The 25,312-nt window shown below is 60.2% G+C and carries 19 protein-coding genes; 14 read left to right on the top strand and 5 right to left on the bottom strand.

Annotated features, from left to right (window positions below; genetic code table 11):
* The first annotated feature begins 195 nt into the window (after nt 1–195).
* Both dapC and AC1UK9_RS05975 read left to right on the top strand, forming a co-directional pair.
* Nucleotides 196–1,395, top strand: a complete 1,200-nt coding sequence (dapC, locus tag AC1UK9_RS05980) for a succinyldiaminopimelate transaminase (RefSeq protein WP_482579695.1) — start codon at nt 196–198, stop codon at nt 1,393–1,395.
* A 199-nt stretch (nt 1,396–1,594) separates the two neighbouring features.
* On the top strand, nt 1,595–2,317 hold the full coding sequence (locus tag AC1UK9_RS05975; RefSeq protein WP_482579694.1) for a M12 family metallopeptidase: 723 nt from the start codon (nt 1,595–1,597) through the stop codon (nt 2,315–2,317).
* Nucleotides 2,318–2,372: 55 nt separating this feature from the next.
* Here AC1UK9_RS05975 and AC1UK9_RS05970 read toward each other — a convergent pair whose 3' ends face one another.
* Nucleotides 2,373–4,004 (bottom strand): Na+/H+ antiporter, encoded by a 1,632-nt coding sequence (locus AC1UK9_RS05970; RefSeq protein WP_473014601.1) that lies wholly within the window; start codon nt 4,002–4,004, stop codon nt 2,373–2,375.
* A 293-nt stretch (nt 4,005–4,297) separates the two neighbouring features.
* Here AC1UK9_RS05970 and AC1UK9_RS05965 point away from each other — a divergent pair, with 293 nt between their 5' ends.
* From AC1UK9_RS05965 to AC1UK9_RS05950, 4 genes are all read left to right on the top strand, one after another.
* Nucleotides 4,298–4,660, top strand: a complete 363-nt coding sequence (locus AC1UK9_RS05965) for an ArsC family reductase (protein ID WP_003222107.1) — start codon at nt 4,298–4,300, stop codon at nt 4,658–4,660.
* Nucleotides 4,661–4,692: 32 nt separating this feature from the next.
* On the top strand, nt 4,693–5,727 hold the full coding sequence (dapD, locus tag AC1UK9_RS05960; protein ID WP_007954762.1) for a 2,3,4,5-tetrahydropyridine-2,6-dicarboxylate N-succinyltransferase: 1,035 nt from the start codon (nt 4,693–4,695) through the stop codon (nt 5,725–5,727).
* Nucleotides 5,728–5,855: 128 nt separating this feature from the next.
* Nucleotides 5,856–7,061 carry an aminotransferase class V-fold PLP-dependent enzyme gene (locus tag AC1UK9_RS05955; RefSeq protein WP_025110896.1) on the top strand — a complete coding sequence of 402 codons (1,206 nt, stop codon included), beginning with the start codon at nt 5,856–5,858 and terminating at the stop codon, nt 7,059–7,061.
* Nucleotides 7,058–7,462 (top strand): SufE family protein, encoded by a 405-nt coding sequence (locus AC1UK9_RS05950; RefSeq protein ID WP_482579693.1) that lies wholly within the window; start codon nt 7,058–7,060, stop codon nt 7,460–7,462. Before AC1UK9_RS05955 ends, AC1UK9_RS05950 begins: the two co-directional genes overlap by 4 nt.
* A gap of 88 nt (nt 7,463–7,550) precedes the next feature.
* Here the strand turns inward: AC1UK9_RS05950 and tcdA are convergent, their stop codons facing one another.
* Nucleotides 7,551–8,369: a tRNA cyclic N6-threonylcarbamoyladenosine(37) synthase TcdA gene (gene tcdA, locus AC1UK9_RS05945; protein ID WP_482579692.1), complete on the bottom strand. Its 819-nt coding sequence runs from the start codon at nt 8,367–8,369 to the stop codon at nt 7,551–7,553.
* 285 nt (nt 8,370–8,654) lie between these two features.
* Between tcdA and AC1UK9_RS05940 the strand changes: the two genes are divergently transcribed.
* The 4 genes from AC1UK9_RS05940 to AC1UK9_RS05925 all read left to right on the top strand — a co-directional run bounded on the left by AC1UK9_RS05940 (nt 8,655) and on the right by AC1UK9_RS05925 (nt 13,896).
* Complete coding sequence (locus AC1UK9_RS05940) at nt 8,655–11,246, top strand: glycosyltransferase (protein WP_025110899.1); 2,592 nt, start codon at nt 8,655–8,657, stop codon at nt 11,244–11,246.
* A 236-nt stretch (nt 11,247–11,482) separates the two neighbouring features.
* Entirely contained in the window at nt 11,483–12,634 is a 1,152-nt protein-coding gene (dapE, locus tag AC1UK9_RS05935) for a succinyl-diaminopimelate desuccinylase (RefSeq protein ID WP_482579691.1), read from the top strand.
* Complete coding sequence (locus AC1UK9_RS05930) at nt 12,634–13,443, top strand: putative RNA methyltransferase (protein WP_482579690.1); 810 nt, start codon at nt 12,634–12,636, stop codon at nt 13,441–13,443. The genes dapE and AC1UK9_RS05930 overlap by 1 nt, the downstream gene beginning before the upstream one ends.
* A gap of 75 nt (nt 13,444–13,518) precedes the next feature.
* Nucleotides 13,519–13,896, top strand: coding sequence for a hypothetical protein (locus AC1UK9_RS05925; RefSeq protein ID WP_007964251.1), 378 nt, complete (start codon nt 13,519–13,521; stop codon nt 13,894–13,896).
* Nucleotides 13,897–13,983: 87 nt separating this feature from the next.
* Here AC1UK9_RS05925 and AC1UK9_RS05920 read toward each other — a convergent pair whose 3' ends face one another.
* A complete protein-coding gene (locus AC1UK9_RS05920) occupies nt 13,984–15,828 on the bottom strand; it encodes a hypothetical protein (protein ID WP_482579689.1) in 1,845 nt (614 codons plus the stop codon).
* A gap of 288 nt (nt 15,829–16,116) precedes the next feature.
* A complete protein-coding gene (locus tag AC1UK9_RS05915; RefSeq protein WP_003222087.1) occupies nt 16,117–16,326 on the bottom strand; it encodes a cold-shock protein in 210 nt (69 codons plus the stop codon).
* A gap of 236 nt (nt 16,327–16,562) precedes the next feature.
* On the opposite strand from AC1UK9_RS05915, the gene plsB reads away from it, so the two are divergent.
* From plsB to AC1UK9_RS05895, 4 genes are all read left to right on the top strand, one after another.
* Complete coding sequence (gene plsB, locus AC1UK9_RS05910) at nt 16,563–19,061, top strand: glycerol-3-phosphate 1-O-acyltransferase PlsB (protein WP_025110903.1); 2,499 nt, start codon at nt 16,563–16,565, stop codon at nt 19,059–19,061.
* 97 nt (nt 19,062–19,158) lie between these two features.
* Nucleotides 19,159–19,845: a hypothetical protein gene (locus tag AC1UK9_RS05905; protein WP_482579688.1), complete on the top strand. Its 687-nt coding sequence runs from the start codon at nt 19,159–19,161 to the stop codon at nt 19,843–19,845.
* Nucleotides 19,846–19,895: 50 nt separating this feature from the next.
* Nucleotides 19,896–20,294, top strand: coding sequence for a YbaY family lipoprotein (locus AC1UK9_RS05900; protein ID WP_003222082.1), 399 nt, complete (start codon nt 19,896–19,898; stop codon nt 20,292–20,294).
* 21 nt (nt 20,295–20,315) lie between these two features.
* Nucleotides 20,316–21,005 carry a DUF4197 domain-containing protein gene (locus tag AC1UK9_RS05895; protein WP_025110905.1) on the top strand — a complete coding sequence of 230 codons (690 nt, stop codon included), beginning with the start codon at nt 20,316–20,318 and terminating at the stop codon, nt 21,003–21,005.
* A 1,235-nt stretch (nt 21,006–22,240) separates the two neighbouring features.
* On the opposite strand, the gene AC1UK9_RS05890 is transcribed toward AC1UK9_RS05895, so the two are convergent.
* Entirely contained in the window at nt 22,241–25,309 is a 3,069-nt protein-coding gene (locus AC1UK9_RS05890; RefSeq protein WP_482579687.1) for an efflux RND transporter permease subunit, read from the bottom strand.
* Nucleotides 25,310–25,312: the final 3 nt, after the last annotated feature.

Raw genomic sequence — 25,312 nt, 5'->3', positions numbered from 1 at the left:
GACCCCTGTGGGAAGGATCACTCCAATACCAGCCTGTTGATCAAAACCCCTGCAGGAGCGAGCCTGCTCGCGATAGCGGTGTATCAGCCACCCGCAGCGTTGAACATGACGCCGCCATCGCGAGCAGGCTCACTCCTACACGTTTTGCGCATCTGCCAGCATTGGTGTATCGCCCCCACATTGAACGAGGCATCCATGAACAACGCTCTGAACCAGCTCCAGCCCTACCCGTTCGAAAAACTCCGCGCCCTGCTCGGCACCGTGACCCCGAACCCGGACAAACGCCCGATCGCCCTGTCGATCGGCGAGCCGAAACATCGCTCGCCGAGCTTTGTCGCCGAAGCGCTGGCGAACAATCTGGATCAGATGGCGGTGTACCCGACCACCCTCGGCATCCCGGCCCTGCGCGAAGCCATCGCTGGCTGGTGCGAGCGTCGTTTCGGCGTGCCGAGCGGCTGGATTGACCCTGCGCGCAACGTACTGCCGGTCAACGGCACCCGTGAAGCGCTGTTCGCCTTCACCCAGACCGTGGTCAACCGCGGTGACGATGCCCTGGTGGTCAGCCCGAACCCGTTCTATCAGATCTACGAAGGCGCAGCGTTCCTCGCCGGCGCCAAGCCGCACTACCTGCCGTGCCTGGACGAGAACGGCTTCAATCCGGACTTCGACGCCGTATCGCCAGAAATCTGGAAACGCTGCCAGATCCTGTTCCTGTGCTCGCCGGGCAACCCGACCGGCGCGCTGATCCCGGTCGACGTGCTGAAAAAACTGATCGCCCTGGCTGACGAGCACGACTTCGTGATCGCTGCGGACGAGTGCTACAGCGAGCTGTACTTCGACGAACAAACCCCGCCACCGGGCCTGCTCAGCGCCTGCGTCGAACTGGGCCGCAAGGACTTCAAACGCTGCGTGGTGTTCCATAGCCTGTCCAAGCGCTCCAACCTGCCGGGCCTGCGCTCCGGCTTCGTCGCCGGCGACGCCGATGTACTCAAGGGTTTTCTGCTGTACCGCACCTACCACGGCTGCGCGATGCCGGTACAAACCCAACTGGCCAGCGTTGCGGCGTGGAATGACGAAGTGCATGTGCGCGCCAACCGTGCGCTGTACCGCGAGAAGTTCGACGCGGTGCTGGAAATCCTCAGCCCGGTGATGGATGTGCAGCGTCCGGATGGCAGCTTTTACCTGTGGCCGAATGTGCAGGGTGACGATGCGGCGTTCTGCCGGGACCTGTTTGCCGAAGAACATGTGACCGTGGTGCCTGGCTCGTACCTGTCCCGCGAAGTGGCCGGCGTCAACCCGGGGGCCGGTCGTGTGCGGATGGCACTGGTTGCGCCATTAGCTGAATGTGTGGAAGCGGCTGAACGGATTCGCGCATTCATTACGCGTCACAAATAACAACTAACAAGTAACAAGTAACAAGTAACAAATACATTTGCGTGCCAGCCGGCTGGCACGCCTCCTCACCCGAAAGTTACACTTAATAAAACTTCCTCGCTACCTTATACAGTGCCGCAAGCCTAGTATCGCGCAATGAACTTTGCCGCCATAAAAACAACATTACAAAACAACCCATAAACATCAAAAGGAATTGATAATGCACCTAAAAAAACTCTGCATAAACTTAACCATAGAAGACTCTCTCGCCTCCTATGAAGCTGCCATTAACGAGAATCCGGATAATGCGCAAAACAGTGGCAAATCCTTATTTGCCGTAGGTCTCGACAAGAAACTATGGAGCGCCAATCGGACGCTCACCATCTCTTTCCTGGGGAGACCTTCTCAGTCGCTTAAAGATCAGATCAAAGCGCTGATTCTAGAATGGGAGCCACTGGTCAACCTGACTTTAAAGTTCGTTGAAAGTAACGATGGCATCATCAAGATTCAGACCAATGCCAGCCAAAGCGGATCACATATCGGCACTGACGCTCTGCTATATGGCCCAGGTGTACCGACGATGTTCATAGGCCTCCCGCCTACAGACCCTGAATTCAGAGCAATGGTACTGCATGAGTTCGGGCATGCACTTGGACTGCACCATGAACATCTGCACCCCGATGCGAACATCCCATGGAACAAGGCGAAAGTTTATGAGGTTTACGCAAAGCAATATGGCATGTCGAAAGAATTGGTGGATCTCAATATTTTCACACCCATCTCCGAAAACATGACCGTCGGCCCCTACGACGAAACATCTGTCATGCACTATCCCGTGGAAAAGGAACTTACAGACGGCAAGCTGGAAATCCCGGTCAATTCAAATATCAGCGACGAAGATAAACGAGTCATTAAAATCCTTTATCCATCGACGTCGGCCTGAGATCACGCCACCGGCATACCATCTCAGAACCTTTGACGCAGTCTTCAGGCATCGACTATTTGACACTACCCAGGTTGGCTTCGCTCAAATCAAGATCTGCCAACACTTCGCGCAGCACATCATCACCGATCTGGTGATGACGACTCAGGCTGTACAGCTCCAGACGCTGCGCCCGCAGCGCCTTCAGGCGTAAACGCCGCTCCAGCAGATCCATCTGGAACGCCAGCGCCTGCGCCTCGGCGGAGTCGTTGAAGACTTCGAGCTGATGTCGATACTCGGACATGATCCGGGCCTTGAGCTCCGCCGAGAGCGCCGCCTGCGCAGCATCCTGCGGGCCAACCTCTTCAGTTTCCAGGGCATGAATCGCTGCCTCGGCGGTTTTTCGCCAGGCATCGCGCACTTCCTGGCGACGCTTGTCGTCCGGGCTTTTCTCGATGCCGCGCAACAGCAATGGCAAGGCGATGCAGGCACAAATCAATGACAACAGAATCACCCCGGCGGCGATGAAGATCAGCAGGTCACGCTCGGGGAATGCCTCGCTGCCCATCAACATCGGCACCGACATCACACCCGCCAGCGTCACCGCCCCGCGCACACCGCCGACGGTCAGCAACCAACAGGATCGCGCCGTAGGCACTTGCGTCAAATCGCCCTTGCCACGCAACCGCCGCAGCAGCACCGACAAGCGCCAGATGCTCTGCACCCAGATAAATCGCAACAGCACCAGAGCAAGAAAAATCGCCACCACATCGAGGCCGCGATACAGCAGCGTCGGCCAGAGCGTGGGCTCGTGGCTGACCACCGCCTTGATGATGTCCGGCAATTGCAGGCCGAGCAGCAGGAAGATCAAGCCGTTGAACGCAAACTCCAGCAACGACCAGACGCTGCGATTGAGCAGGCGCGTGCTGGTTTGGCGCGGCAACAGATCGAGCCAGCTCTGCATCATTCCCGCCGCCACCGCCGAAAGAATGCCCGAGGCTCCCAGTCGTTCAGCCAATACATAGGCGGCGAACGGCAGCAGCAACATGAACACCACGTGGGTGGCCGGATCGTCCCAGCCACGGGCGATCATCCACGCGCGCAAGCGCCCGACCAGCCAGCTCAGCGCCACACCGACCGCCAGCCCGCCGACCGCCACCAGCACGAATGTCAGGCTGGCATTGGCCAACGAAAACACTCCAGTCACTGCCGCCACCAAGGCAAACTTGAAGGTCACCAGACCCGAGGCATCGTTCATCAGCGCCTCGCCTTGCAGGATGTGCATCAACGGCGTCGGCAAGCGGTTCTGGGAAATGGCCGACACCGCCACCGCGTCGGTCGGCGACAGCACTGCGGCGAGGGCGAAGGCCACCGCCAGCGGAATGCTCGGCAACAGCCAGTGAATGAAGTACCCGGCGCCAACCACGGTGAACAGCACCAGACCGACCGCCAGCGTCAGGATCGGCCCGCGCAAATGCCAGAACTCGCGCTTGGGCATGCGCCAACCGTCGGAAAACAGCAGCGGCGGCAGAAACAGAAAAAGGAACAATTCGGGATCGAGCGCCACGTGCAGACCCAGTGTCGGCCAGGCCAACAAGGCGCCAGCAGCGATTTGCACGAGGGGCAGCGGCAGCGGGATGACCCGTCCGACCAGTCGCGAGACACTGACCAGCATCAGCAGGATCAGGACGGTATAAGCGGTTTGCATAAAGCGGAAATCCCAGACAATCGACAGCGTTGAACTGCCATATTAGCCGCTTAGGATGCGTCTGGCGTTTGCACCTATGTCGCAGCCCTGGCGCAAATCCCCTGGCGGGAGCGGGCTTGCTCGCGAAGGCGGTGGGTCATTGAGCAATGATTTCGACTGACACACGCCTTTCGCGAGCAAGCCTGCTGCCACAGGGTAATCTGCAAGCAGACAAACCTCGGCGCCGCGAAACCGTTTGGTCATGGCATAATCCGACACCATTTTTTTCCAGCACCTGTAAAGGGGGCGATTCCTTGACCGTTTCAAGTAAAACGTTGCACCTTTTCGGCATCAAAGCCTGCGACACCATGAAGAAGGCGCGTACCTGGCTCGATGAACACGCTGTCAGCTACGACTTCCATGACTACAAAACTGCCGGCATCGACCGTGAGCACCTGACCCAATGGTGTGACGAGCACGGCTGGCAAACGGTGTTGAACCGTGCAGGCACGACCTTTCGCAAACTCGACGACGAACGTAAAGCCGATCTCGACCAGTCGAAAGCCATCGAACTGATGCTCGCTCAACCCTCGATGATCAAGCGTCCGGTGCTCGATCTCGGTGACCGAACCCTGATTGGCTTCAAGCCAGACATCTACGCGGCCGCACTCAAGTAAGCAGCCCGTCACTTATTGCTAGAGGTATTCACATGTCCAATTCCCTGTTCAGCATCGCCTTTGGTGTCGGCACTCAGAACCGTCAAGGCGCGTGGCTGGAAGTGTTCTACGCACAGCCCCTGCTCAACCCATCGGCCGAACTGGTCGCCGCGGTGGCGCCGATCCTCGGTTACACCGAAGGCAACCAGGCCATCACTTTCACCACTGCGCAGGCTGCGCAACTGGCTGAAGCGGTGAAAGGCATCGACGCAGTGCAAGGCAAACTGCTGACCCGTCTGGCCGAAAGCCACAAGCCGCTGGTCGCGACCCTGCTGGCTGAAGACGCGCAACTGACCTCGACGCCTGAGGCTTACCTCAAGCTGCACCTGCTGTCCCACCGTCTGGTCAAGCCGCACGGCGTGAGCCTGGCCGGGATCTTCCCGCTGCTGCCGAACGTAGCGTGGACCAGCCAGGGCGCGATCGACCTGAGCGAACTGGCCGAACTGCAACTCGAAGCCCGCCTGCGCGGCGAACTGCTGGAAGTGTTCTCGGTGGACAAGTTCCCGAAAATGACCGATTACGTGGTTCCGGCCGGCGTGCGTATCGCTGACGCGGCACGTCTGCGTCTGGGTGCGTATGTGGGCGAAGGCACCACCGTGATGCACGAAGGCTTCATCAACTTCAACGCCGGCACCGAAGGCCCGGGCATGATCGAAGGCCGCGTTTCCGCTGGCGTCTTCGTTGGCAAGGGTTCGGACCTGGGCGGCGGCTGCTCGACCATGGGCACCCTGTCGGGTGGCGGCAACATCGTGATCAAGGTTGGCGAAGGCTGCCTGATCGGCGCCAACGCCGGTATCGGTATCCCGCTGGGCGACCGCAACACTGTTGAGTCGGGCCTGTACGTGACCGCAGGCACCAAGGTGGCGCTGCTGGACGAGCACAACAACCTGGTCAAGGTTGTGAAAGCACGCGAGCTGGCCGGTCAGACTGACCTGCTGTTCCGTCGCAACTCGGAAACCGGTGCCGTGGAGTGCAAAACCCACAAATCAGCGATCGAGCTGAACGAAGCGCTACACGCTCACAACTAAGTGCCGCTGGCACTTGTGGGAGCGAACCTGCTCGCGAAGCTTTTTGCGTCCATATGGGCGCCTTCGCGAGCAGGCTCGATCCCACAGTGTCTTGCGTACACCCCGCCCAAGTTCACAGGGCTGAACAGATGATGATTCCCTCCCCGTGGCGTGCCGATTTTCCGGCCATCGCCGCCCTGCAACGGCAAGACCAGACCTATCTGGACAACGCCGCCACCACGCAAAAACCCCAGGCTCTACTCGACGCACTGACGCATTACTACGCCAACGGCGCGGCCAATGTGCATCGTGCGCAGCACCTGCCCGGCGCTCATGCGACGCAGGCGTTCGAAGACAGTCGGCTCAAGGTTGCCCAATGGCTGAATGCCGGTGACAGCGGGCAGATCATCTTCACTCACGGCGCCACCAGCGCGCTGAATCTCTTGGCTTATGGCCTGGAACATCTTTTCCACCCGGGCGATGAAATTGTCATCAGCGCCCTGGAGCATCACGCCAACCTGCTGCCGTGGCAGCAACTGGCGCAGCGTCGCGACCTGAAACTGGTGATCCTGCCGCTGGACGCCGACGGCGTGATCGACCTCGGCGCCGCCGTGCGCCTGATCACCCCGCGCACTCGCTTGCTGGCAGTCAGTCAGTTGTCCAATGTGCTCGGTGCCTGGCAACCGCTGCCGGCGCTGCTGGCGATGGCCAAGGCGCAGAACGCACTGACGGTGGTCGATGGCGCGCAAGGTGTGGTGCATGGGCGCCACGACGTGCAGGCGCTGGGTTGCGACTTTTATGTGTTTTCCAGCCACAAGCTGTATGGCCCTGATGGCCTGGGCGTGCTGTTCGGGCGCAACCAGGCGCTTGAGCAACTGAAACCGTGGCAGTTCGGCGGCGAAATGGTGCTGGAAGCCAACTATCACGACGCGCGTTTCCGCCCTGCCCCGCTGGGTTTCGAGGCGGGCACACCGCCGATTGCCAGCGTGATCGGGTTGGGTGCAACCCTCGACTATCTGGCAGGCCTGGATCAGGACGCGGTGTCGGCCCACGAAGCCGCGCTGCACGACTATCTGCTGCAAGGTCTCGCCGCCCGCAACGGCATTCGCCTGTTGGGCAAACCGCAGCTGGCGCTGGCGAGTTTTGTCGTTGAGGGTGTGCATAACGCCGATCTGGCGCACTTGCTGACTGAGCAAGGCATCGCCGTGCGCGCCGGGCATCATTGCGCCATGCCGTTGCTGAAAAGCCTTGAGCTGGCCGGGGCTATTCGTGTGTCGCTGGCGTTGTACAACGATTCGCAAGACCTGGAACGATTCTTTGAAGCGCTGGATCAGGCACTGGAGTTGTTGCGATGAGCCTGCCGGTTGCCGCTACCGAAGCGCTGCACACCTTCCAGAATGCTGCTGGCTGGGAACAGCGCGCACGGCTGCTGATGCAATTTGGTGAGCGCCTGCCACCGCTGGATGACGCGGACAAGTGCGAGACCAACCGGGTTCATGGCTGTGAAAGTCAGGTGTGGCTGGTCGGCGAGTTGCGCGATGGCCACTGGCAGTTCGCGGCGAGCAGCGATGCGCGGATGATTCGCGGATTGGTGGCATTGTTGCTGTTGCGGGTCAACGGCTTGAATACCGAAGAATTGCAGCAGGTCGATCTGCCGGACTGGTTCAATCAACTGGGGTTGTCGCGACAGCTGTCGCCATCGCGCAGCAATGGCCTGAATGCCGTGCTCAAGCGGATGAACGAGCTGGCTGGTTAATCGCTTTCGCGAGCAGGCTCGCTCCCACATGTGAATGCATTCCAATGTGGGAGCGAGCCTGCTCGCGAAGAGGCCTTAAGGCGCCACATCAAGCCTGAGGCTTGACCCGATCCGCCGGGCGCCGCACACCCGCAACAATTTTGTCCACAGCCTTGGTCGCCGCGACCATGCCGAACGTCGCCGTCACCATCATCACTGCGCCAAATCCGCCAGCGCAGTCGAGTTTCACGCCATCACCGACAAAACTCTTCTGCAAACAGATGCTGCCATCGGGCTTCGGATAGCGCAGCTGCTCGGTGGAGAACACACATGGCACGCTGTAGTGGCGGGTCACGGTGCGCGAGAAGCCGTAGTCGCGGCGCAGGGTCGAACGCACTTTCGAGGCCAGCGGATCGTTGAACGTACGGTTGAGGTCGCAGACCTGAATCAGCGTTGGATCAATCTGCCCGCCGGCGCCGCCAGTGGTGATGATCTGGATCTTGCGGCGTTTGCACCAGGCAATCAGCGCAGCCTTGGCGTTGACCGCGTCGATGCAGTCGATCACGCAATCGATGTTCGGCGTGATGTACTCGGCCATGGTCTCGCGGGTGACGAAATCGGCCACCGCGTGCACTGTGCAGTCCGGGTTGATCTCGCGCAGACGCTCGGCCATCACTTCGACCTTGGGTTTGCCGACTGTGCTGTCCAGCGCATGCAACTGCCGGTTGGCGTTGCTGACGCAGACATCATCGAGGTCGAACAGTGAAATCTCGCCCACGCCACACCGGGCCATGGCTTCCGCCGCCCAGGAGCCGACGCCACCGACGCCGACAATCGCCACATGGGCCGCACGCAGGCGCTCAAGGCCCTCGATGCCATACAAACGGGCGATGCCTGCAAACCGTGGATCTTCTGTACTCATGACCATTACCCCAAAAACCGGCGCGCATTATAGGGCCGTCGGCGGCCAAGAGCATCTTTGACGCTATGAACGGCGGCCTGCCTGCTTTAATTAAAGCGGTCGCCAACAAAGTTTTCTCTTACAAGCTGTTACTAAAGAACTTAAATCAGGTTGGACTGCCCAATGTCGGGCATTTTCCTGTCCGGTGTACGAGCAGTGAACTGCCGGTGTAGGATTCGCGCCCTTTGCTAGTCAGAAAGCCGCAATACCAACCGATCCTTCGTTCCACAGCCTTTGGAACCCGAAATAGCTATGTCATCGCGTAAATTTGGACTCAACCTGGTGGTGGTTCTGGCAATCGCCGCCCTGTTCACCGGTTTCTGGGCGCTGATCAACCGCCCGGTCTCCGCGCCCAACTGGCCGGAGCAGATCTCCGGTTTCTCCTATTCGCCATTCCAGCAGGGACAATTCCCACAGAAGGATCAGTATCCGACTGACGATGAAATGCGCCGCGACCTGGAGATCATGAGCAAGCTGACGGACAACATCCGTATCTACTCGGTTGACGGTTCCCTGCAGGACATCCCGAAACTGGCGGAAGAATTCGGTCTGCGCGTGACCCTCGGGATCTGGATCAGCCCCGACCAGGAACGCAACGAGCGGGAAATCCAGCGCGCCATCGAACTGGCCAACACCTCACGCAGCGTGGTTCGCGTGGTGGTCGGCAACGAGGCGATCTTCCGCAAGGAAATCACCGCCGAACAACTGAGCGTATTGCTGGATCGCGTGCGTGCAGCGGTGAAAGTACCGGTGACCACTTCCGAGCAGTGGCACGTCTGGGAAGAACACCCGGAACTGGCCAGGCACGTCGACCTGATCGCCGCGCACGTACTGCCGTATTGGGAGTTCATTCCAGTCGACAAGGCCGGGCAATTCGTCTTCGACCGCGCCCGCGACCTGAAAAAGATGTTCCCGAAAAAACCATTGCTGCTGTCCGAAGTGGGCTGGCCGAGCAACGGTCGCATGCGCGGCGGCGCCGATGCGTCGCCGGCAGATCAGGCAATCTACCTGCGCACACTGGTCAACAAGCTTAACCGCCAAGGCTTCAACTACTTCGTGATCGAAGCCTTCGACCAGCCGTGGAAGGCCAGTGACGAAGGTTCGGTGGGCGCTTACTGGGGCGTGTTCAACGCCGCGCGCCAGCAGAAATTCAACTTCGAAGGCCCGGTAGTGGCGATCCCGCAATGGCGCGTGCTGGCCATCGGTTCGGTGGTGCTGGCGCTGCTGTCGCTGACCCTGCTGATGATCGACGGCTCGGCGCTGCGCCAGCGTGGCCGCACATTCCTGACCTTTATCGCGTTCCTCTGTGGTTCGGTGCTGGTGTGGATCGGCTACGACTACAGCCAGCAATACAGCACGTGGTTCAGCCTGACGGTGGGCTTCCTGCTGGCGCTCGGTGCGCTCGGGGTGTTCATCGTGTTGCTGACCGAGGCGCATGAACTGGCCGAAGCGGTGTGGACCCACAAGCGTCGGCGAGAATTCCTGCCGGTGGTGGGCGACTCGGACTACAGACCGAAAGTCTCGATCCACGTGCCTTGCTACAACGAGCCGCCGGAAATGGTCAAACAGACCCTCGACGCCCTGGCCAACCTCGACTATCCGGACTTCGAAGTCCTGATCATCGACAACAACACCAAGGACCCGGCGGTCTGGGAACCGGTGCGCGACTACTGCGAAACCCTCGGCCCGCGCTTCAAGTTCTTCCACGTCTCGCCCCTGGCCGGGTTCAAGGGCGGCGCGCTGAATTATCTGATTCCGCACACCGCCAAGGACGCCGAAGTGATCGCAGTGATCGACTCCGACTACTGCGTGCACCCGAACTGGCTCAAGCACATGGTGCCGCACTTTGCCGACCCGAAAATCGCCGTGGTGCAGTCGCCGCAGGATTACCGCGACCAGAACGAAAGCACCTTCAAGAAGCTCTGCTACGCCGAGTACAAAGGCTTCTTCCACATTGGCATGGTCACCCGTAACGACCGCGACGCGATCATCCAGCACGGCACCATGACCATGACCCGCCGTTCGGTTCTGGAAGAACTGGGCTGGGCCGACTGGTGCATCTGTGAAGACGCCGAACTGGGCCTGCGCGTGTTCGAAAAAGGCCTGTCGGCGGCGTACTACCACGACAGCTACGGCAAGGGCTTGATGCCGGATACCTTCATCGACTTCAAGAAACAGCGTTTCCGCTGGGCCTACGGCGCAATCCAGATCATCAAGCGCCACACCCGCAGCCTGCTGCGCGGCAAGGACACCGAGCTGACCCGTGGCCAGCGTTACCACTTCCTCGCGGGCTGGTTGCCGTGGGTTGCGGACGGCATGAACATCTTCTTCACCGTCGGCGCGCTGTTGTGGTCGGCGGCGATGATCATCGTGCCGCAACGGGTCGATCCGCCGCTGCTGATTTTCGCGATCCCGCCATTGGCGCTGTTCGTGTTCAAGGTCGGCAAGATCATCTTCCTGTACCGTCGCGCCGTCGGCGTGAACCTCAAGGATGCGTTCTGCGCGGCGCTTGCGGGCCTGGCGTTGTCACACACCATCGCCAAAGCGGTGCTGTACGGCTTCTTCACCAGTAGCATTCCGTTTTTCCGCACACCGAAAAACGCCGACAACCACGGCTTCTGGGTGGCGATTTCCGAAGCGCGGGAAGAGCTGTTCATCATGCTGCTATTGTGGGGCGCGGCGCTGGGGATCTACCTGGTGCAAGGCATTCCGAGCAACGACATGCGCTTCTGGGTAGCGATGCTGCTGGTGCAGTCGCTGCCGTACGTCGCGGCGCTGATCATGGCGTTCCTGTCGTCACTGCCAAAACCGGCAGCGGAGCCTGAACCGGCACCTGTCGTCTAATTCCTCGACGAAGCACTAAACGGCGGCCAATGGTCGCCGTTTTGCTTTAAGATAACCGCCATTTTGCAGGGCTTGGCGCAATACGGTTTGCTGATCGAACCCAATCCCTGTGGGAGCGAGCCTGCTCGCGAAGGCTTTGTAACATTCAACATCTATGTTGACTGCCAACGCGCCTTCGCGAGCAAGTCCGCTCCCACATTGGCTCTCGCCCACATTCATGATCTCCGGAGTTTTCCATGACGGCCCACGCCGACCTTTCGCCGACCCTCCAACTCGCCATCGACCTGATCCGCCGTCCGTCCGTGACGCCGGTCGATGCCGATTGCCAGAAGCAGATGATGCAGCGCCTGGGCGATGCCGGTTTCACCCTCGAACCGATGCGCATCGAGGATGTGGACAACTTCTGGGCCACTCACGGCAATGACGATGGCCCGGTATTGTGCTTCGCCGGCCACACCGACGTGGTGCCGACCGGTCCGGTGACCGCCTGGCAGATCGACCCGTTCAACGCAGTCATCGACGAACACGGCATGCTCTGCGGCCGTGGCGCGGCCGACATGAAAGGCAGCCTGGCATCGATGACCGTGGCCGCCGAGCGTTTTGTCACCGACTACCCGAACCACAAGGGCAAGGTCGCGTTCCTGATCACCAGCGACGAAGAAGGCCCGGCGCACCACGGCACCAAGGCTGTGGTTGAACGCCTGGCGGCGCGCAAAGAACGTCTGGACTGGTGCATCGTCGGCGAGCCGTCGAGCACCACACTGGTGGGTGACGTGGTGAAAAACGGTCGTCGCGGTTCCCTCGGCGCCAAGCTCACCGTTCGCGGCATTCAGGGCCACGTCGCTTATCCGCATCTGGCGAAAAACCCGATCCACCTCGCCGCTCCGGCGCTAGCCGAACTGGCTGCCGAGCATTGGGATCACGGCAACGATTTCTTCCCGCCAACCAGCTTCCAGATTTCCAACGTGAATTCCGGCACCGGTGCGACCAACGTGATCCCGGGCGACCTGGTGGCGGTGTTCAACTTCCGCTTCTCCACCGAATCCACCGTCGAAGGCCTGCAGAAACGCGTGGCCGACATCCTCGACAAACACGATCTGGACTGGCACATCGACTGGGCGTTGTCCGGTCTGCCGTTCCTCACCGAGCCGGGCGCGCTGCTCGACGCGGTGTCGTCGAGCATTCGCAACATCACCGGCCGCGAGACCAAGGCGTCGACCAGTGGCGGTACTTCCGATGGCCGCTTCATCGCGACCATGGGCACGCAGGTGGTTGAACTGGGCCCGGTCAACGCGACCATTCACCAGGTCAACGAGCGCGTGCTGGCGGCCGATCTCGACGTACTGACCGAGATCTACTACCAGACCCTGATCAAGTTGCTCGCCTGATGCTCGCGTGCCCGATCTGCAGTGAACCGCTGAACAGCGTGGACAACGGCGTGGTCTGCCCTGCCGGCCACCGCTTCGACCGTGCGCGTCAGGGCTACCTGAACCTGTTGCCGGTGCAGCACAAGAACAGCCGCGATCCTGGCGATAACCAGGCGATGGTCGAGGCTCGCCGCGACTTCTTGAATGCCGGGCACTATGCGCCGGTGGCCAAGCGTCTGGCCGAGCTGGCGGCAGGTTATGCGCCGGCACGCTGGGTCGACATCGGTTGTGGCGAGGGTTACTACACCGCGCAAATCGCCGCGGCCCTGCCAGATGCCGACGGCTACGCACTGGACATCTCCCGCGAGGCGGTGAAACGCGCCTGCAAGCGTAATCCGGCGATCACCTGGTTGATCGCCAGCATGGCCCGCGTGCCGTTGGCGTCGGGCAGCTGCCAGTTTCTCGCCAGCGTTTTCAGCCCCCTGGACTGGGAAGAAGCCAAGCGTCTGCTCAGCGTCGGCGGCGGCCTGATGAAAGTCGGCCCTACCAGCGGTCACCTGATGGAGCTGCGCGAACGCCTCTACGACGAAGTGCGCGAATACACCGACGACAAGCACCTGGCCCTGGTGCCGGAGGGCATGGCGCTGGCGCACAGTGAAACCCTGGAATTCAAGCTGACGCTGGACAAGCCCGAGGATCGCGCCAACCTGTTGGCGATGACACCCCACGGCTGGCGCGCCAGTGCCGAACGCCGCGCCGCCGTGATCGAACAGCCCGAGCCGTTCGTGACCACCGTGTCGATGCGCTACGATTATTTCGTTCTTCAATAACTTTTGGTCTCGGGCGAGTGCCCGGGGCCGGCTAAATCCGCGAATGGATTTTTCAGACCCGCAGTGAGGACATCCATGCGCCAACCGGACATCGAGATTTACCTGAAAGACGCCGACGTCGACCACAAGGCCATTTCCGCCTGGCTGGGCGAAGCCCTTGGCCCGTGCAGCGACTGGGTACAGAAAGGCCAGACCTACAAGTGCAAGGCCGGCAACATTCCGGTGACCTGGCTGCCAAAAGCCGTGGGCAAATGGAACAGCTTGTACCTGGAAAGCGATGCGACTCCATGGGACGACGACATCGCCTGCGCCCGCGCAGCCTTTGCCGCGCTGAACGTCGAAGTGCGTTGTGCGCCGGGAACGTGGGTTGAAGAAGAAGGTGAGGAGACGGCGGATCGCTGGATTCGCATCAGCGCCGACGGTGAAGAAGAGATCACCTGGAAAACCGCTTAAAAGCAAAAGATCGCAGCCTGCGGCAACGCCTACAGCTTGGAATGCATTCCCCTGTAGGTGTTGCCGCAGGCTGCGTTTTTTTGATCTTCAGTTCCAGTTGCCCACCGATTGATCAGCCTTGATGAATTCGAATCGGGCTGACCCGGCCGGGGTCCCGGGCAACGTCAGTTTGATGATCGGAATCGCTTTTCTCGAATGCGTATAGAAGTCCTGCTGATTGAACCTGGCCCCCGCCAAACCATTGTTCGTATAAAAAAACGCCTTGATCGGGATGGTCGAGTGGATGTTCTGCGGCCATGTCGCCAAGCGAATTTCATCCCAGGTATTGAATGACTCGGTCCCCAGTAATTTCATTGCCAGAATGCCTTGGTAAAACGCATTGGCCGCCGCGTTCCCTTGGTTGGCCCGAACGTTGAAACCGCAGGCCCGTTGATATTTCTGCGCACCCGATCCCTGGTTGTAATGCGTCAGCCACCCGGCGGCGGTGGTAATGCCCTGCAACTCACATGAACGGCTGACGGTAGGGAAATTACTGGACACACCGCAGCCTTGATCGGCGCGGATATCAGAGCCGCCGTCCAGAGGAAAAAAGCACAGCACGGGAATATCAGCCGTACCCGCCGGGCGTAGCTGCCGATTGAAAAAGACGATCCCGCTGGTATTCGGATAAATCGACGGAAACGCCTTGAACACCGCGTCCTTGCGCAGATAGAAAAACGATACGCCACCGTTCTGCTGTGACAGCGGACTGGGATTCCAGGCGCGATAAGCCGTCCCGTTAATCGTGGCCCGTAGAATCACACCCGAGCAATCCACTGCAGGCGACGCGGCACTGCCGCAGTTTTGCCGGATATCGGCGTACTGCGCGTTGAGGTCATTGGCTGTTCCTTGCCCGTCGCCTACCGACACCGCACCGACAACCCGGATAGGTAATGGTGACGACGTAATCAGATTGCCCGCCCCACCGACTTTGTAGGTGTACGTCAGGTTGACCGTACGCCCTTTGTTTTCAACCACCCACGCCTTGAGCAATTTGAACGTCAGCGTGCCTGCGGTGGACACGGTCTGCACCGGCGCATCTCGCAGTGCCACGCCCGTCAGGCGTACGCCGACGGTGTCGCGTGGCGCCAGACTCGGATAGTTGACTTGCACGTTGGCATCGGCGGCCAGGGTGTCGGCGTTCAATTCGCCGGCGGGAGCTTCGACCACCTTGAACACACTCTGACCTTGAGCCCCCACCACACGGATGCTCAATGGCGCTGAAGTGATCAGATTGCCGGCCCCACCGACTTTGTAGGTGTATGTCAGGTTGACCGTGCGCCCTTTGTTTTCAACCACCCACGCCTTGAGCAATTTGAACGTCAGCGTGCCTGCGGTGGACACGGTCTGCACCGGCGCATCTCGCAGCGCCACGCCCGTCAGGCGTACGCCGACAGTGTCGCGTGGCGCCAGACTCGGATAGTTGACTTGCACGTTGGCATCGGCGGCCAGGGTGTCGGCGTTCAATTCGCCGGCGGGGGCTTCGACCACCTTGAACACGCTCTGGCCCTGAGTGCCCACCACACGGATGCTCAATGGCGCTGAAGTGATCAGATTGCCGGCCCCACCGACTTTGTAGGTGTACGTCAGGTTGACCGTACGCCCTTTGTTTTCAACCACCCACGCCTTGAGCAATTTGAACGTCAGCGTGCCTGCGGTGGACACGGTCTGCACCGGCGCATCTCGCAGCGCCACGCCCGTCAGGCGTACGCCGACGGTGTCGCGTGGCGCCAGACTCGGATAGTTGACTTGCACGTTGGCATCGGCGGCCAGGGTGTCGGCGTTCAATTCGCCGGCGGGGGCTTCGACCACCTTGAACACCGACGGCTGCGCAGCGGAAACACTTTGAACGGTTTCCTCTTGCGGCGATGACAGGACTGTCATCGCTCGCATGGAGGGTTCAGGCACGTTGTCTGTGGAGGTGGGCTGCATCGAACAACCAACGATGCCCAAGACCAGAAAAATCGAAACACTCTTCCACATGACCGCGTCCCTCTTGGTCGGAGCATTACCCTGTCAGTGCTGGTGACAGGGACTGTGTTCCGCGAGGGTAGGCTTGTGGTTAAAAAATATTCTACTGTCAGAAATGACAGGTGATTATCCGTACAGCGTCAGTTTCGGTGATGTTCTTTTCACAAAAAAAGATCGCAGCCGCAGGCTGCGATCTTTTGCTCTTGGAAGTTACAGGCCTACCACATCCTCAGCCTGCAAACCCTTCTCCCCCGTCACCACCGCATATTCAACCTGCTGACCTTCAGTCAGCGAGCGATGCCCCTCACCGCGGATCGCGCGGTAGTGCACGAATACATCCACCCCGTCGTCGCGCTGAATGAAGCCGTAGCCCTTGGCGTCGTTGAACCACTTCACGTTGCCGGTTTCACGTGTTGCCATCTGTTCATACTCCTTTTTTATTATTGAACAGGCTTTTCGCAGGAAAGCCTTTGCGGAACGTCAGCCTGCGCCCGACGTCCATAAATGGCCCCGGCGACAGATTGCCGAGTATATGACAGGCGCAAAAAGTCTCAACAGGAGATTACTTCGCCGCTTTTTTGCCGATTTTCGCCCGATACGGCACACTATCAACCGCCCGAGCAAACGCTCGGTTTATCAACTCACGCAGAAGCCGTATGACCCGTTCCCCGTTCCGCCGTCTTGTGTTTGGCACCTTGCGCCGACTGTTGTATCTCTGGGTTCGCTCCGAGACGATCAACCAGTCGTCGTTCACCCTCAACCTCGACCGCAGTCGTCCGGTGTTCTACGTCCTGCAAAACCCCTCGCTCACCGATCTGGCGGTGGTCGACACCGAGTGCACCAAGGCCGGCCTGCCGCGCCCGGTGCTGCCGGTGTCAGTCGGAAACCTGTTGGAGCCGGCGGCGTTCTTCTATCTGACGCCGGACCCAGACTGGCTCGGCCGTCAGGACAAGCGCGGTGCGCCGCCGACCCTGACCCGACTGGTCAGCGCTCTCACACAGAACGCTGCCGAAGACGCGCAGATCATTCCGGTCAGCGTGTTCTGGGGTCAGTCGCCGGATAGCGAAAACAGTCCGTGGAAGCTGTTGTTCGCCGACAGCTGGGCGGTCACCGGACGCCTGCGCCGGCTGCTGAGCATCATCGTTCTGGGGCGCAAGACCCGCGTGCAATTCTCGGCGCCGATCCATCTGCGCGAACTGATCGAACACAACAAGGGCCACGAGCGCACCGTGCGCATGGCCCAACGCATCCTGCGCGTGCACTTTCGCAACCTGAAGGCGGCGGTGATCGGCCCGGACATTTCCCACCGGCGCAATCTGGTCAAAGGCCTGCTCAACCAGCCACTGGTCAAGCAAGCGATCCTCGACGAAGCCGAGCGCGAAAACATCTCTGCGGAAAAAGCCAAGGCCCAGGCCCTGCGCTACGGCAACGAGATCGCCTCGGACTACACCTACACGGCGATCCGCTTCCTCGAAGTGGTGCTGAGCTGGTTCTGGAACAAGATCTACGACGGGATCAAGGTCAACCACATCGAAGGCGTGCAAAAGGTCGCCCAGGGTCACGAAGTGATCTACGTACCGTGCCACCGCAGCCACATCGACTACCTGCTGCTGTCGTACCTGCTGTTTCGCAACGGCCTGACCCCGCCGCACATCGCCGCAGGCATCAATCTGAACATGCCGGTGATCGGCAGCCTGCTACGGCGTGGCGGCGCGTTCTTCATGCGCCGCACGTTCAAGGGCAACCCGCTGTACACCTCGGTATTCAACGAATACCTGCACACGTTGTTCACCAAAGGTTTCCCGGTCGAATACTTCGTCGAAGGCGGCCGCTCGCGTACCGGGCGCATGCTGCAACCGAAAACCGGGATGCTGGCGATCACGATGCGCAGCTTCCTGCGTTCGTCGCGGATGCCGATCGTGTTTGTGCCGGTGTACATCGGTTACGAACGCGTACTGGAAGGTCGCACCTACCTCGGCGAACTGCGTGGCGCGAGCAAGAAAAAAGAATCGATCTTCGACATCTTCAAAGTCATCGGCGCACTCAAGCAGCGTTTCGGTCAGGTCGCGGTGAACTTCGGCGAACCGATCAAACTGGCGGAGTTCCTCGACAGCGAACAGCCGGACTGGCGCCAGCAGGAACTCGGCCCGCAGTACAAACCGGCGTGGCTCAACGAGACCACCAACCGCCTCGGCGAAAAAGTCGCGCAGCACTTGAACGAAGCGGCGGCGATCAACCCGGTCAACCTGGTGGCGCTGGCACTGCTCTCGACCACCCGCCTGGCGCTGGACGATCGGGCCATGGCGCGGGTGCTGGATCTGTATCTGGCGCTGCTGCGCAAGGTACCGTACTCACCACACACAACGTTGCCGGAAGGCGACGGCCGTGCGTTGATCGAGCACGTGAAGGACATGGACCTGCTGTCCGAGCAGAACGATGCGCTGGGCAAGATTCTGTATCTGGACGAGCAGAACGCCGTCCTGATGACCTACTACCGCAACAACGTGCTGCACATCTTCGCCCTGCCGGCGCTGCTGGCGAGCTTCTTCCAGAGCACCTCGCGCATGAGCCGCGAACAGATCCTGCGCTACACCCGTGCGCTGTATCCGTACCTGCAGGCGGAGCTGTTCATTCGCTGGAGCCTGGACGAACTCGACGCGGTGGTCGATCAATGGCTGGACGCGTTCGTCGAACAAGGCCTGCTGCGCTTCGAGAAGGACGTGTACTTGCGCCCGGCACCGAGTTCGCGACACTTTGTGTTGCTGACCCTGCTGTCGAAAAGCATCGCGCAGACCCTTCAGCGTTTCTACATGACCGTCTCGCTGCTGCTCAATGCCGGACAAAACAGCATCAGTGCCGAAGAGCTGGAAGACCTGTGTACGGTCATGGCCCAGCGCCTGTCGATTCTGCACGGCCTGAATGCGCCGGAGTTCTTCGACAAGAGTCTGTTCCGCCACTTCATCCAGACCATGCTCGACCTCGACGTGCTGCGCCGCGACGAAGCCGGCAAGTTGAGTTACCACGAGTTGCTTGGCGAACTGGCCGAGGGCGCGGCCAAACGCGTGTTGCCGGCAGAGATTCGCTTGTCGATACGCCAGGTGGCCTTGCATCGCAGTGAAGATGCCGCGGAAACCGCCATAACACCGCCAGCCTGAAACGTGCCGACAACTAACGGGGCGACACTTCGGTTTCCCCGTTAGTTGATCCATGAATTAATAGGCTCCTTCAAATAATCACGATAAGGATATCGAGATGAGCCTGTTACCCGACCGCGCTTCGGCAGTCACTTTAAACTTCAGTTTGCCAGCAGCCTTTCAAATCCCCCTCGACGGTGAGAATGAAACCATTGTCAGTGTCGAGGTGGTTAATCCGAAGTTATCGACACCCGTCAAGGAACAGCGCTTTGCAAGGCTGTTCGAAGATAACTGGAAGTTCGAGTTCCCCCATCCCTATATCGATATTGGCGTGAAGTACCGGATTACTGTCCGGATGTTCCACAACCGCCAACCCTTGCTGCTTGATCAGGAGCACTTTGTCATCGTCAACAAAGTGCCTCATCGCCAGACAGTGCACCTGAGCACGATCGGGCTGTTGTATGTTGAAGCTCAAGAAGCGGAAAACGTCCCGACCGAGGAAACGGTCACCATCAGCCTGCATGAAGCCGACAGTCCAGAAGTTGAACTGGTGCGCATCAGCCACGACGAACAGACCGCCACTTCGTTCTATCTGAAATATGACCCGGCAAGTGTCACTCCCGGCAAGCGTTATGCACTCAGCGGCATAGAAAATCGCTACCACCAACGCATTTCGATAACGCCAGGACACGTAGAACTTTCCCCGCCACCACGCGAACAACGCCCGAGGTTCATGCAGGCAATGGCGCAGTGGCTGGAGAAACCCTTACGTTTGTTCACTGACGCTGACAGCAAAATCCGCTAGATTTCCATCGGCGCCGGGATTCTTCCGGCGCACATGTCTCAGAGGTCCAGATGAAAAAACTCACCCTTCTTGCCGCTGCCACGCTATTGAGCGCCTGCCAGTCGACCACCCCCGCCGGCAAAGTCGGCCTCGACGGCGAAGTGTTCTACCTGCAACGCATCGCCCTGCCACCGAGCGCGACCCTGAGCGTAAGCCTGCAAGACGTATCGCTGGCCGACGCTCCGGCCGTGGTGCTCGATGAGCAGAAAGGCCCGGTCAAAGGCCAAGTGCCGTTGCCATTTCATTTGAGCTACGATCCGGCACAGGTCAAACCCGGCCATCGCTACTCGGTCAGCGCGCGCATCGAAGTCAACGGCGAGCTGATGTTCATCACCACCGAAAACCACGCCGTGCAACTGGACGGCAACGATCCGCAGCCGTTGAAAATCCGCGTCGACGCCATTCGCTAATTGTCTACCAAGGAAGTTGCCATGTTCCGCCCTACCCTTCGCTTCGCCGGCCTGTGTGCGGGCTTGATGATCTGCGCCAACGCGCTGGCGCTGTCGCTCAGCGACCTGTCGCAACAAGACGCCACCGGCGGTCTCAAGGACGCCCTGACCCAAGGCGCGCAACTGGCTGTCAAACAACTCGGCACTCCGGGCGGTTTCAGCAACAACCCGGACGTGAAAATCGAACTGCCAGGCAAACTGGGTAAAGTCGCCGGCAAGATGAAAGCCTTCGGCATGGGCGCCCAGGTCGACGAACTCGAAACCGCGATGAACAAAGCGGCGGAAAACGCAGTGACCCAGGCCCAGCCAATCCTCGTCGACGCCGTGAAGAAAATGACCGTGGCCGACGCCAAAGGCATCCTCAGCGGCGGCAACGACTCGGCCACCCAATACCTGGACAAATCCAGCCGCGAACAAATCCGCGCCAAGTTCCTGCCAATCGTCAAACAGGCCACCGACAAGGTTGGCGTGGCACAGAAATACAACGCCTTCGCCGGCCAGGCCGCGACCCTGGGCGTAGTGGACGCGAAGAGCGCCAACGTCGAAAACTACGTCACCGAGCAAGCGCTCAATGGCCTGTTCGAAATGATCGGCAAACAGGAAGAAACCATCCGCAAGAACCCGGCCGCTGCAGCGACCGGACTGGCGAAGAAGGTGTTCGGCACCCTGTAACTTCCTGCCCAATAAAAAAGCCCGCTGAACCGGTGAAGGTCAGCGGGCTTTTTGTTGGGCGTCAGCCTTGCGGGCCGATTTTATCGAGCACGCGCGACACAAATGCAGAGTGGTCGCTGTACGCAGGTTCGCAGACCGGGACTTCAGCCACCCGGCCCGAAGGTATCCCGCCTGCCATGACAAAGGCATAAAAAAGCGCCCGTTTTCGGATGGTGGACGCTGTGCGTCTGGGATTTTACCGGGCCGCGAAACCCGGTCGCTGATTTTTGCAGCGACAGACCTGGCTAGACATCGCACGCCCGACGGACAACCTTGTGGGAGGTTCTGGTAATTCGACACCTATTTAAACAGGCCAGAACGATTCGGTGACTGGAAGGCCCTCTTCGCGAGCAAGCCCGCTCCCACAGTTGGAGTGGGTGTGTTCAGGTAGGGATTGGTCGGCTCGTAGGCCGCCTTCGCGAGCAGGCTCACTCCTACAATTGGACTGGGTGTGTTCAGGTGGGGATTGGTCGGCTCGTAGGCCGCCATCGCGAGCAGGCTCACTCCTACAATTGGATTGGGTGTGTTCAGTTGGGGGGTGGTCGGCTCGTAGGCCGCCATCGCGAGCAGGCTCACTCCTACAATTGGACTGGGTGTGTTCAGGTAGGGATTGGTCGGCTCGTAGACCGCCTTCGCTGGCAGGCCAGCTCCCACAGTTGGAGTGGGTGTGTTCAGGTGGGGATTGGTCGGCTGTCAGGCCGCCTTCGCTGGCAGGCCAGCTCCCACAATTGGATTTGGGGGTGTTCAGGTGGAGATTGGTCGGCTGTCAGGCCGCCATCGCGAGCAGGCGAAGGCCTGCAGTTTAGATTTGAGTGCACCGCACGCGGCAAAGCCGCCCCACTCAACAGGATGAGCGCAAGCTCGGCAGCAGCTTTTGATCTTGATCTGCAAGGCCCCTTCGGCAGGCTGAGTGGAGGGGTTTATCCGGGGGTGGGAGCGCAGCGACCGTTTGGCGCAGCCAAACACATCGAGAGGAGGTGCAGCGAAGCAAACCGTAGACGATGCCCCCGGATGAACCCCGCAACGAAGGAACCCGAGCCTAAGCGAGGGCCGAACGCCGGGGCCGAGCCTTTTGGTTACTTTTTGGCGTCTGAAAAAGTGACCCGCTGTAAGAGCGGAACCGCCAGCAGCCCCCCCAAAACAACGGATATCCCCCCAATCAACAAGAACCTGGTCGGCCCGAAGGCCGCCAAGGATCAAACCTCCCGACGCACCCGGAACCAGGCCGCATACAAGGCAGGCAAAAACAGCAACGTCAAAGCCGTAGCCACAATCAACCCCCCCATGATCGCCACCGCCATCGGCCCAAAAAACACGCTCCGAGACAAAGGAATCATCGCCAGCACCGCCGCCAAAGCCGTCAACACAATCGGCCGAAACCGCCGCACAGTCGCCTCGATAATCGCCTGCCAAGGCCTGAGCCCGGAGGCAATATCCTGCTCGATCTGATCAACAAGAATCACCGAGTTACGCATGATCATCCCCGACAACGCGATCGTCCCCAGCATCGCCACAAACCCGAACGGCTGACGGAACACCATCAGAAACAGCACCACCCCGATCAACCCCAGCGGCGCCGTCAGAAACACCATCGCCGTACGCGAGAAACTGCGCAATTGCACCATCAGCAACGTCAGCACCACCACAATGAACATCGGCACCCCGGCGTTCACCGAGTTTTGCCCACGCTCCGAATCCTCCACCGTACCGCCAACATCCAGCAGATACCCATCAGGCAATTCGGCACGGATCGGATCCAGCGTCGGCTGAATCTGCTGCACCAGCGTCGCCGGCTGCTCCTTGCCGTAAATATCGGCACGCACGGTCACGGTCGGCAGACGATTGCGGTGCCAGATGACCCCTTCCTCAAAGCCGTATTCCAACGTGGCAATCTGCGACAAGGCCACACTGCGACCGTTGTCGGTCGGCACCGCCAGGCTCGGCAACAGAGACAACTCGGTACGCTCATGCACCGTACCGCGCAGCAGAATCTCGATCAATTCATTGTCTTCGCGGTACTGACTGACGCTGGAGCCGGTCAGCGAACTCTGAAGGAATTTCGCCAGATTGGCGGTGCTCACGCCCAAGGCACGGGCACGGTCCTGATCAATGTTCAGGTACACCACCTTGCTCGGTTCTTCCCAATCCAGGTGCACGTTGACCACGTGCGGGTTCTCGCGAACCTTGGCCGCCACTTTGCGCGCCAGCGCGCGGACTTCCTCGATGTGTTCACCGGTGACGCGGAACTGCACCGGGTAACCCACCGGCGGGCCATTTTCCAGACGCGTGACCCGCGAACGCAGGGCCGGGAATTGCTCGTTCAGCGTGCTGATCAACCAGGTGCGCAGGGTCTCGCGCTCCTCGATGTTTTTCGCCAGCACCACAAACTGCGCGAAGCTCGCCGCCGGCAATTGTTGATCCAGCGGCAGGTAGAAACGCGGCGAGCCGGTGCCGACATACGCCACATAGTTATCGATGCCGGCGTGATCCTTGAGCATCGCCTCCAGGCGTTTGACCTCAGCCGTGGTATTGGCCAGCGACGCGCCTTCGGCCAGTTTCAGATCGACCATCAACTCCAGCCGATTGGAGGCCGGGAAGAACTGCTGCGGCACGAAACGGAACAGCATCACCGAAGCGATGAACAGCCCCACCGTCAGCACAATCACGGTCTTGCGGTGCGCCACGCACCACTCCACCAGACGCCGAACGCGCTGATAGAACGGTGTGCCATACGGGTCCGCCTGACCGTCAGCCGTGCCGTGTTTGGCGGCGTGAATCTTCGCCAGATCGGGCAGGAGTTTTTCCCCCAGATACGGCACGAACATCACCGCCGCCACCCATGAGGCGAGCAACGCGATAGTCACCACCTGAAAGATCGAACGGGTGTATTCGCCAGTGCCGGACTGCGCCGTGGCAATCGGCAGAAAACCGGCGGCGGTGATCAGCGTGCCGGTGAGCATCGGGAACGCGGTGCTGGTCCAGGCGTAGCTCGCCGCCCGGATCCGGTCGAAGCCCTGCTCCATTTTGATCGCCATCATTTCCACGGCGATGATCGCATCGTCCACCAACAAGCCCAGCGCCAGCACCAGCGCGCCGAGGGAGATCTTGTGCAGGCCAATGCCGAGGTAATACATGCAGGCGAAGGTCATCGCCAGCACCAGCGGAATGGTCAGCGCGACCACCATGCCGGTGCGCACACCGAGAGAGAAGAAGCTCACCAGCAACACGATCGCCAGCGCCTCGACCAGCACCTGGACGAACTCGCCGACCCCGGTTTTCACCGCCGCAGGTTGATCGGACACCTTGCGCAGCTGCATGCCGGCCGGGAGGTTTTTCTGCAGGCGCGAGAACTCACCTTCCAGCGCCTTGCCCAGCACCAGAATGTCACCGCCATCCTTCATTGCCACCGCAAGACCGATGGCGTCTTCGCCCATGAAGCGCATGCGCGGCGCCGGTGGATCGTTGAAACCACGGTGTACGTCCGCGACATCGGAGATGCGGAACGTCCGGTCGCCGACCCGAATCGGAAAGTTCTTGATCTCATCGACCGTCTGAAAATTCCCCGAGACCCGCAGTTGCACACGCTCGCTGCCGGTTTCGAAGAAGCCGGCGGTGGAGACCGCGTTCTGCTCTTCCAGTGCTTGCTGCACGGCCGCCAGTGGCAAGCCGAGGGTGGCGAGTTTGACGTTGGACAACTCGACCCAGATCTTCTCGTCCTGCAGGCCGAGCAGATCGACCTTGCCCACGTCCTTGACCCGCTGCAGCTGGATCTGGATGCGATCGGCGTAATCCTTGAGCACCGCGTAGTCGAAACCATCCCCGGTCAGTGCGTAGATGTTGCCGAACGTGGTGCCGAATTCATCGTTGAAAAACGGCCCCTGAATCCCCGGCGGCAAAGTCTGGCGAATATCGCTGACCTTCTTGCGCACCTGATACCAGAGGTCGGGGATGTCCACCGAATGCATGGAGTCGCGGGCAATGAACGTGACCTGGGACTCGCCCGGACGGGAGAACGACACGATGCGTTCGTATTCGCCGGTTTCCATCAATTTCTTTTCGATGCGTTCGGTGACTTGACGCGAGACCTCCTGCGCGGTCGCCCCCGGCCAGCGGGTCTGGATCACCATTGCCTTGAAGGTGAACGGCGGGTCTTCGCTCTGGCCCAGCTTGGTGTAGGACAAAGCGCCGACGATGGCCAGCAACAGCATCAGGAACAGTACGATCTGGCGATTACGCAACGCCCATTCGGAAAGGTTGAAGCGCATCGG

The organism is Pseudomonas sp. AK-TSAG1-1 (assembly GCF_056821665.1).
The sequence above is the reverse complement of the archived record's forward strand: the minus strand, read 5'-3'. Positions and strand labels throughout refer to the sequence as shown.